General features: G+C 58.3%; 6 protein-coding genes. All 6 read right to left on the reverse strand.

The genetic code is table 11. The features are described from left to right. Nucleotides 1–5: 5 nt before the first annotated feature. The 6 genes from WFK59_RS08040 to cbl all read right to left on the reverse strand — a co-directional run bounded on the left by WFK59_RS08040 (nt 6) and on the right by cbl (nt 8175). Nucleotides 6–1613 carry an ABC transporter substrate-binding protein gene (locus tag WFK59_RS08040; protein ID WP_336755530.1) on the reverse strand — a complete coding sequence of 536 codons (1608 nt, stop codon included), beginning with the start codon at nt 1611–1613 and terminating at the stop codon, nt 6–8. 79 nt (nt 1614–1692) lie between these two features. Further along, nucleotides 1693–2970, reverse strand: coding sequence for an NAD(P)/FAD-dependent oxidoreductase (locus tag WFK59_RS08045; protein WP_336755531.1), 1278 nt, complete (start codon nt 2968–2970; stop codon nt 1693–1695). Nucleotides 2971–2980: 10 nt separating this feature from the next. Continuing rightward, a complete protein-coding gene (locus tag WFK59_RS08050; RefSeq protein WP_233987749.1) occupies nt 2981–3649 on the reverse strand; it encodes a haloacid dehalogenase type II in 669 nt (222 codons plus the stop codon). A 28-nt stretch (nt 3650–3677) separates the two neighbouring features. Next, a complete protein-coding gene (locus WFK59_RS08055) occupies nt 3678–5147 on the reverse strand; it encodes an aldehyde dehydrogenase family protein (RefSeq protein WP_336755532.1) in 1470 nt (489 codons plus the stop codon). A 452-nt stretch (nt 5148–5599) separates the two neighbouring features. Next, nucleotides 5600–7057, reverse strand: a complete 1458-nt coding sequence (locus WFK59_RS08060; protein ID WP_336755533.1) for an NAD-dependent succinate-semialdehyde dehydrogenase — start codon at nt 7055–7057, stop codon at nt 5600–5602. A 158-nt stretch (nt 7058–7215) separates the two neighbouring features. Then, nucleotides 7216–8175 (reverse strand): HTH-type transcriptional regulator Cbl, encoded by a 960-nt coding sequence (cbl, locus tag WFK59_RS08065; RefSeq protein ID WP_233987746.1) that lies wholly within the window; start codon nt 8173–8175, stop codon nt 7216–7218. Between the last annotated feature and the right edge of the window lie 354 nt (nt 8176–8529).

Genomic DNA, 8529 nt, shown 5'->3' on the forward strand with positions numbered 1-8529 from the left:
TGGGATCAGGCGGTCAGCCAGGCGAATTCATGAAAGCGATAGCCCATCATCATGCCCGACGGCCAGGCCTCCACGCCCTTCACCTTTTTACTGTAACCGTCAGTCGAGCTGATAAAGGTCGGGATGATGGTGCCGCAATGGTCATAAATCAGCGTCTGCATATCGCCATACATCTGCTTGCGTTTCGCCTGATCGCGCTCGCCACGGGCGGCCATCACCAGTTGGTCAAACTGTGCGTTTTTCCAGCCCGATTCATTATTCGGTGCGCTAGAGAGATAAAACTGTGAGAACAGCATGTCGAGCGTCGGTCGCGGATTTATCGAGCCGTATCCCACCGGATCTTTGGTCCAGTGCGAAGACCAGTAACCGTCATACGGCACGCGTCGCACTTTGAAGTTGATGCCAGCACCCCGCGCCATCTGCTGAATCAGCTGGCCACCTTCATTCGCGCCTTCGATATTCGGGGTGGTGATGATCTCTACCGTCGACCCGGTCATGCCAGCTTTTTTGATGTGGAACTTCGCCTTCTCAACGTCGAGCGGACGCGGTTTGAGGTCAGCGTTGTAGAGCGGATGCCACGGCGGAACCGGCGTGTCGTTGCTGACGTCGCCGTAGCCCTGCAGCACGGTTTTGACCAGCATTTCACGCGGCTGCAGATATTTCATCGCCAGCACAAAATCTTCGTTGTTGCCTGGTTTGACGTCAGTGCGCACAATCAGGTTGGTGTACATGCCCGATTTGCTCTCCAGCACGCCGAAGTCGCTGGTGGCCTTGATCCGTTTGCAATCGGCCGCCGACAGGGTGGAGACAATGTGCAGATCGCCCGACATCAGCGCATTGACCCGCGCCGCCGCATCGGTCACGCCAATCAGCTCTATCTCATCGAGGTGCGGTAAACCGGGCTTGTAGTAGTTGGGATTGCGGGTGCCAATCGAGCGCACGCCCGGCATAAAGGCCTTGCAGATGAACGGACCGGTACCGATGCCCTTGCTGAAATCTTTAGTGCCATCCTGCACTATCAGAAACGGCGGCGTCGCCAGCATATAAGGTACATCGAAGTTGGCGCTACTCAGCTCCAGCAGCACCTCATGATCGCCGACCGCACTGAGGGTTTTGAACTGATCGGCCAGCTTAAAGGCGTTAGACGCGACCGCCGGATCTTTATGGCGGCTGAGCGAGTAGATCACATCTTTGGCGGTAAAGGGTTTGCCGTCGTGGAAGTTAACCCCCTGGCGCAGTTTGATATGCCAGCTGATGCCATCGCTGGACTCCAGCGATTCGGCCAGCGCCGGTTGTGCCATCAGGCTTTTATCCAGCTCGGTCAGGCCGCTGTAAAACATGTACTGACGGGTGTAATCGGCGCTGTTGTTGCTTTTCGCCGGATCGAGTGTGTCAGTGGCGGAAGCGTTCGACATCGCCGCCCGCAGTTTGCCGCCTTTGACGGGCTTGTCATCGGCCAGCGCTGCACCGGAAAAGCCGATCAGGCCGCTGCTCATTACCGCACCAGCCGAGAGCATTTTCATCAGGCTACGGCGTGACAGCGATCCTTCGGTGATCATTCGCGTCAGTGCCGGATTAACCGCGTCAGGCTCTTTATTATCAAATTTGCTCATCTGTACACCCTCAATAAACCATCAAGCGAACGTGAAGTAACTCTTCCGGCGGCCGGAGGTGGCCTGATCCGGCGGGAACTTATGACAGGCGATCCTTTGCTTTGTAATAGAGCCCGGCGAGGGGCAAAAACCATGGCTTGCCGTGATAACCGGGCAGCGCAGGCCATGACGCGCGCTGCCAGGGGTTTTCTGTCTGTTTTTCGGCCAGCAGATCGGCCATCACCCGACCCATCCACACCGACATCTGGGTTCCGTGGCCGCTGTAACCCAGCGAATAGAACACCCCATCCTGCTCACCGGCATGGGGTAACCGGTCCGCCGTCATATCGACCATACCGCCCCAGCAGTAGGCCAGCGGAGTATTGCTGAGCTGAGGAAACATCTGCACCATCGCCTGGCGCAGGATCTCGCCACTGCGCGAATCGGAGGTCGGGTTACTGACCGCAAAGCGCGCCCGGCCACCAAAGACCAGCCGGCGATCGGCGGTGCTGCGGAAGTAGTTGCCGATGTTCAGTGAAGTGACGTAGGTGCGGTTGTGCGGTAACACCTGGCGCAGCAACTCGTCATCCAGCGCCTCGGTGACCACGATAAAGCTACCGACCGGCACGATGCGGCGCTGAAACCAGGGAAAGGGGCCGACGTTGGAACAGCCGGTTGCCATCAGCACTTTGTCGGCCACAATTTCGCCCTGCCCGGTATGCACCCGATGCTGATAGCCATTAAGGCGCTCCAGCCGGGTTACCGCATGATGAGGATAAATTTTCGCCCCGCTGCGGGCCGCCGCCTCGGCGAGTCCGACGCCGAACTTGCCCATGTGCATCTGACCGCCGCGCTTTTGCAGCAGGCCGCCGTGAAAATTATCACTGCCGATCTCCTGGCGGACGGCCGCTTTGTCGAGCAGTTCAATCTCTGGATCGACCGTGCGGCGCATCAGCTCCGCGGCTTCGCGCAGCCCGGCGAGATGGGTCGCTTTGCTGGCGAGCTTGAGCTTGCCGCACAGGCGGAAATCGCAGTCGATCTGTTCGTGCTGTACCAGCTGTTCGACATAGCTGACCGCGTCGTCAAACGCCCGATAGAAACGACTGGCCTGTTCCAGCCCCTGACTCGCCACCAGCGAAGCGAAGTTCTGCGCCACGCCGGTGTTGCAGTGCCCGCCGTTGCGCGACGAAGCCTGACTCATCACTTCGCCGCTCTCCAGCAGCACCACGCTAAGGCCGCTGCGCGCCAGGCTGAGCGCCGCCGAGACGCCGGTGAAGCCGCCGCCAATCACCACCACATCAGCCTGTGACGGCAGTGGGTCGGTCGCGGCGCCGCTAAAGGCCGGTGCGGTGGCTTGCCAGAACGATTCCAGTTTCATGGCGCTTTCCTCAGAGTCCAACGACGCCAGGCAGGCCGCCAATGTCTTTAATTTCGGTGTACTGATAGTACGGATTGGCCGGTTCATGACCGCGGTTGACCCACACTTTGTGTTTGATGCCGAGATCGTGTGCGGTCATCAGGTCGTAGCGGAAACTGGAGGAGACGTGGAGGATCTCATCCGGGCGACAGTCGAGCTTCTCCAGCATGTACTCAAAGCCTTTCATCTGCGGCTTGTACGCGCCCGCCTCTTCCGCGGTGATCGTCATATGGATGGGTGCACCGAGGCGCGGGATATGATGCGGGATCAGGTCCTTCATCGAGTTAGTCAGCAGCACCAGCGGAAACTCCTCTGCCACTTTTGCCAGCCCGGCTGGCACATCAGGATGCGGCCCCCAGCTGGCGCAGTCGGTGTAGATAAAGTCGCTGTCGGCTTTGTCCCAGCTCACGCCCCACTTTTTACAGGTGCGCTGCAGCGCATTACTGACCACGTCGTAATAGGGTTTCCAGGCGCCCAGCACCTCATCGAGCCGATAGCTGGAGAAGTCGGTGGTGAAAGCGTGCATCTGCGCCGGGTCGATGCGGTCGCTGAAGCGACGCTGCGCGGCACCGGCCATGTCGAACAGAATCAGCGTGCCGTAACAGTCGAACGTGATGTATTTCGGTTTAAACAGAGCCATCTAATAACCTCGTCATAGTCAGTTGCGCTTAGAAATCGATCAGTACGCTTTTCTGGCGCTGGCAGGCCTGAAACGCCTGACGGCCTAAATCTTTCCCGATGCCTGACCCGAGAAAGCCGCCGGTCGGAATGATGAAATCGCCAGAGCGGCCATAGCGGTTGACCCAGACGGTACCGGCCTCCAGGGCGCGAATCGCCCGCAGCGCACGCGGCAGGCTGAGCGTATGCACACCGGCACACAGGCCGTAGGTGTCGTGCGCCGCCAGCGCCAGGCCCTGCTCTTCATCGTCGAACAGCTGAATGGTGAGCACCGGACCAAAAATTTCCTGCTGCACCGCCGGATTATCCTGCGCGACGTGGCTCAGTAAGGTGGGCTGCCAGAACCAGCCGCCGTCGGTGTCGGCGAAGCGTTCGCCGCCCACCAGCACTTCCGCGCCCTGCGCTTTGGCGGCCTCAATCACTGAACAGACTTTGTTGCCCTGACGGTCATCGATCAGCGGCGCGTAGCGGCTGCCTTCATGCCAGGTGACGCCCGGCTTCACCTCGCGACATAGCAGTGCCAGTCGCTCAGTCAGTGCATCGGCGATGCCGCGCTGCACGATTAAACGGGTCCCCGCCACGCACGCCTGGCCGCCATTGGCGGTGAAACCGCGCAGGATGCGCTGCGCCAGGATGTCCAGGTCACCGGCGTCATCAAACACCAGCTGCGGGCTTTTGCCGCCCAGCTCCAGCGTCACCGGCTTCATGCCGAACTGCGCCGCATCACTCATAATGCGCGCGCCGGTGAGGGTCGAACCGGTAAAGGAGACTTTGCGCACCAGCGGATGTTTCACCAGCGCACTGCCGGTTACCGCCCCGCTGCCCTGCACGATATTGAGCACGCCGGCCGGTAAGCCCGCCTGAATTGCCAGCTCGGCCAGCCGTACGGTGGAAAACGGAGTCAGCTCAGAAGGTTTAAGCACCACGGCATTGCCGGCGGCCAGTGCCGGTCCGCATTTCCATGAGGCCATCGACAGCGGGAAGTTCCACGGGGTGATGGCACCGATTACGCCGTAAGGTTCGGCAATCAGCATTCCGAGGCTGCTGTCGCGGGTCGGGAACAGGTCACCGCTGTATTTGTCGGCGCATTCGGCATAAAAACGAATCGCTTCGGCGGTGAACGGGATTTCGTGCAGTACCACATCGCTGATGGGTCGGGTCGATCCGAGCGCTTCCAGCTGGGCCAGCAGCGGGTCCTGCTCAATCAGCTCAGCCCAGCGCCGCAATACGCGACCGCGTTCACGTGGCGCGCAGCCTGACCAGCCACTGGTTTTCAGCGCCTGATGCGCCACGGTAACCGCGTGATCGACATCCTGCTGCGTGGCGTCATGCAGCGTGGCGTAGACCTTGCCGTCGGAGGGACGCTTAACCGCAAAGGGCGTGCCCTGGCTCTGAAGATGCTGGCCGCCAATATAATGACCAACCGGAAGAGAAACTTTTTCAGGGTCGAAACTTAACATGGAAGAATCCTTATTTGTTACACCCGTCACTCGCTGGCTTATTAGCCTTTTAAACCGCGCTTAGTTATCGCGTTAATAAGCTAATGCAGAAAGTATGCCAGCCGGGCAAAAAATAAAAATGCGTTTAAAACAGCGCAAAAAAAATTTCTGCCGTATTGATGAAGGAATTTTTGCGGAATTGCCGAACAATTAAACAGATGATTTACTTCACAAAATTGTTGCACTCTGCGGGTGCAACGCGCACGGAAATTGCACCATGACGGATATCAGTGAGCCAGCGTTGCACCCGACGACAGATTTTCACCGGTAAATAATCGACCTGCTTCACATTGTTGATAAATTTCTCTGTTATTCAGGGTGCAGATAATTAACGTCGGGCGGTAACAATGATGGGTGCAAAAAAAAACGCCAGCCCGGAAAACAGGCTGACGCGGTTAATAGAGTGAGATTATTCAGAGACTGCCGATATGAAATGTTTTTTGTTCAAGATACTCATCAATTCCATAACGTGAACCTTCGCGGCCAATACCGGATAATTTCACGCCGCCAAACGGGGCGACTTCTAATGAGATCGCTCCGGTATTGAAGCCGACCATGCCAAACTCCAGCGCTTCCGCCACCCGCCACGCCCGTCGGATATTTTCCGTGAAGAAATAGGCCCCCAGGCCATAAGGCGTGTCATTCGCCATCGCAATCGCCTGCTCTTCATCATCGAAAATAAACAGCGGCGCGACCGGGCCAAAGGTTTCTTCATGCGCGATGCGCATAGTGCTGGTGACGTTACCCAGCACCGTTGGCTCAACAAAGGTGCCGTTGCCCCGACTAATGCCGCCGGTCAGTAGCGTGGCTCCCTGGCTCAGCGCATCGTCAATGTGACCGTTCACTTTCTCTAGCGCCCGGTTGTTGATCAGCGGTCCAATGGTGGTGCCCGGCGTGAAGCCATCGCCGACTTTCAGGGTCGCGACCGCCTCCAGCAGCCGGGCGCTGAACTGCGGATAGATATCGCGCTGCACCAGAATCCGGTTGGCGCAGACGCAGGTCTGGCCGGCATTGCGGAACTTGCTGATCATTACGCCCGCCACTGCTATCTCAATATCAGCATCGTTAAAGACGATTAACGGCGCGTTGCCACCCAGTTCCAGGCTGAGGCGTTTGATGCTGTCAGCGCTCTGTTGCATCAGCAACTGCCCGACCTTTGTGGAGCCGGTAAAGGAGATCTTTCGCACCGTGCGGCTGGCAGTCAGCGTCTCACCAATTTCGGTCGGCAGGCCGGTGAGCACCTGCAGCACGCCGGACGGGAAGCCAGCGCGTTCCGCCAGTACCGCCAGCGCCAGCGCCGAGAGCGGCGTCAGTTCAGAGGGTTTGACGATGATCGGGCAGCCCGCGGCCAGCGCGGGGGCCACTTTGCGGGTGATCATCGCAATCGGGAAGTTCCAGGGTGTGATGGCTGCCGCCACGCCAACCGGCTGTTTCAGCACCAGAATACGGCGGTCATCGCTGGGGGCTGGAATAGTATCGCCGTAGATACGACGCGCTTCTTCAGCAAACCATTTAACAAAGCTGGCACCGTACAGCACTTCACCTTTGGCTTCTGCCAGCGGTTTGCCCTGCTCGGCGGTCATGATCGTCGCCAGATCGTCGGCATGATCAATGATCAACTGGTGCCACTTTTCCAGCAGCGCCGCGCGCGTGGCATTGGGCGTTTTTCCCCAGGCAACGCGTACGGATTCGGCATGCGCTATCGCCTGCTCAGTCTCTGTTTTTCCCAGCGCCGGAATGGTGGCGAGGGTTTCGCCGGTGGCTGGATCGGTGACCGGCAGCGTGGCGCCCTGCTGCGCGCCCTGCCAGCGTCCGGCGAACAGCGCCTGCTGGCGCAGCAGATCGCTATCTTTCAGTTGTAGTCGCGACATAACATCCCCTTGTGGTCAGTTGATTCCACTTTATCGCGGCGGGTCAGCGCAGGATGTTGTTGTCGGAGAGCAGAAAGTACCGGAAAGGAATTTTTGGCCGTGAAAAGAAATTTTATGCCGTGCAGTGAGAAGCGCACCCAAATGGATGCGCCTCAGCGTTAAATCTGGAAGTCGATTACCGGCTCATCTTCATTACCGTAGGAGAGCGCCTGGCGTTTAATCTCCTCCAGCGACAGGTTCGCGTTGCACAATTCGAGGAATTGCCAGACATAGTTACGCTGCAGCTGACCACGTTTGAGACCCAGCCAGACGGTGCTGGCATCAAACAGATGCGTCGCCTCAACGCGGACCAGATCATCGTTCTCTTCAGTTTCGCACGCCTGATCGGCCAGTACTCCAACCCCCAGACCGAGTTTGACGTAGGTTTTCACCACGTCCGAGTCCTGCGCACTGAGAACAATATCCGGTTTCAGCCCGGCGGCCTGAAACGCCCGGTCGACGCGTGACCGGCCGGTTATGCCCTGCCGATAGGTGATCAGCGGATAGCGGCTGAGGGTGCTGAGCGATACCGGCTGATTCTGCACCAGCTCATGCTCTTTCGGCACCAGCAGAGCGTGATGCCAGCTGAACCAGGGGAAGGCCGCCAGGCTGCTGTTATTGACCAGCATTTCACTGGCAATACCGATATCCGCCTCGCCCGCCAGCAGCATACTGACGATTTCCTGCGGCGATCCCTGATTCAGTTCCAGCCGGACATTGGGATAGAGCTGACGGAAGGCTTTAATGATCTTCGGCAGGCTGTAGCGCGCCTGGGTATGGGTGGTGGCAATCGTCAGGATACCGCTGGTTTCATTGGTAAAGACATCGGCCAGCCGCCGCACTTTCCCGGCTTCATCGAGGATGCGCTCAGCGATAGTCAGCAAGGCTTTTCCCGGTTCGGTCATGCCTAACAGGCGTTTGCCGCGGCGGATAAAGATCTCCACACCCAGCTCATCTTCGAGGTCACGAATATGTCTGCTCACACCCGACTGGGACGTAAATAGCGTATTGGCGACTTCCGTTAAATTAAATTCACAGCGGGCCGCCTCGCGGATGATTTTAAGTTGCTGGAAATTCACGGTATTTACCTCCCTTTACGTAATCTGATGAATTGATGGTAAGAACTATTATTGATAACAGGAAATACTAAAAAATTTACTTATATGACTTTAGGGAATAACGGGGTGGGAATGAGGGTTGGGGAGTTCGCTGCGCGAACGGGGCTAAGGGGGTTTCGTTCCGCCGACCGGCGTGTGGGGTTCGCTGCGCGAACGGGCTATGAGCGGGTTTCGTTCGCCAGCTGGCTGCGGCAGTTTCAGCTACGCCGCTGCCGGCGACCGACAAGGGGGCGCCAGTCGCCGCGCCCCCTTGACCCCGGGCTCCGGCCTGCTTCACCGCCGCTTCGCGGTCCCTTCGCTTCTTCCGGATTTCTT

Source organism: Pantoea sp. USHLN298 (assembly GCF_037149395.1).
GTDB lineage: Bacteria > Pseudomonadota > Gammaproteobacteria > Enterobacterales > Enterobacteriaceae > Pantoea > Pantoea astica.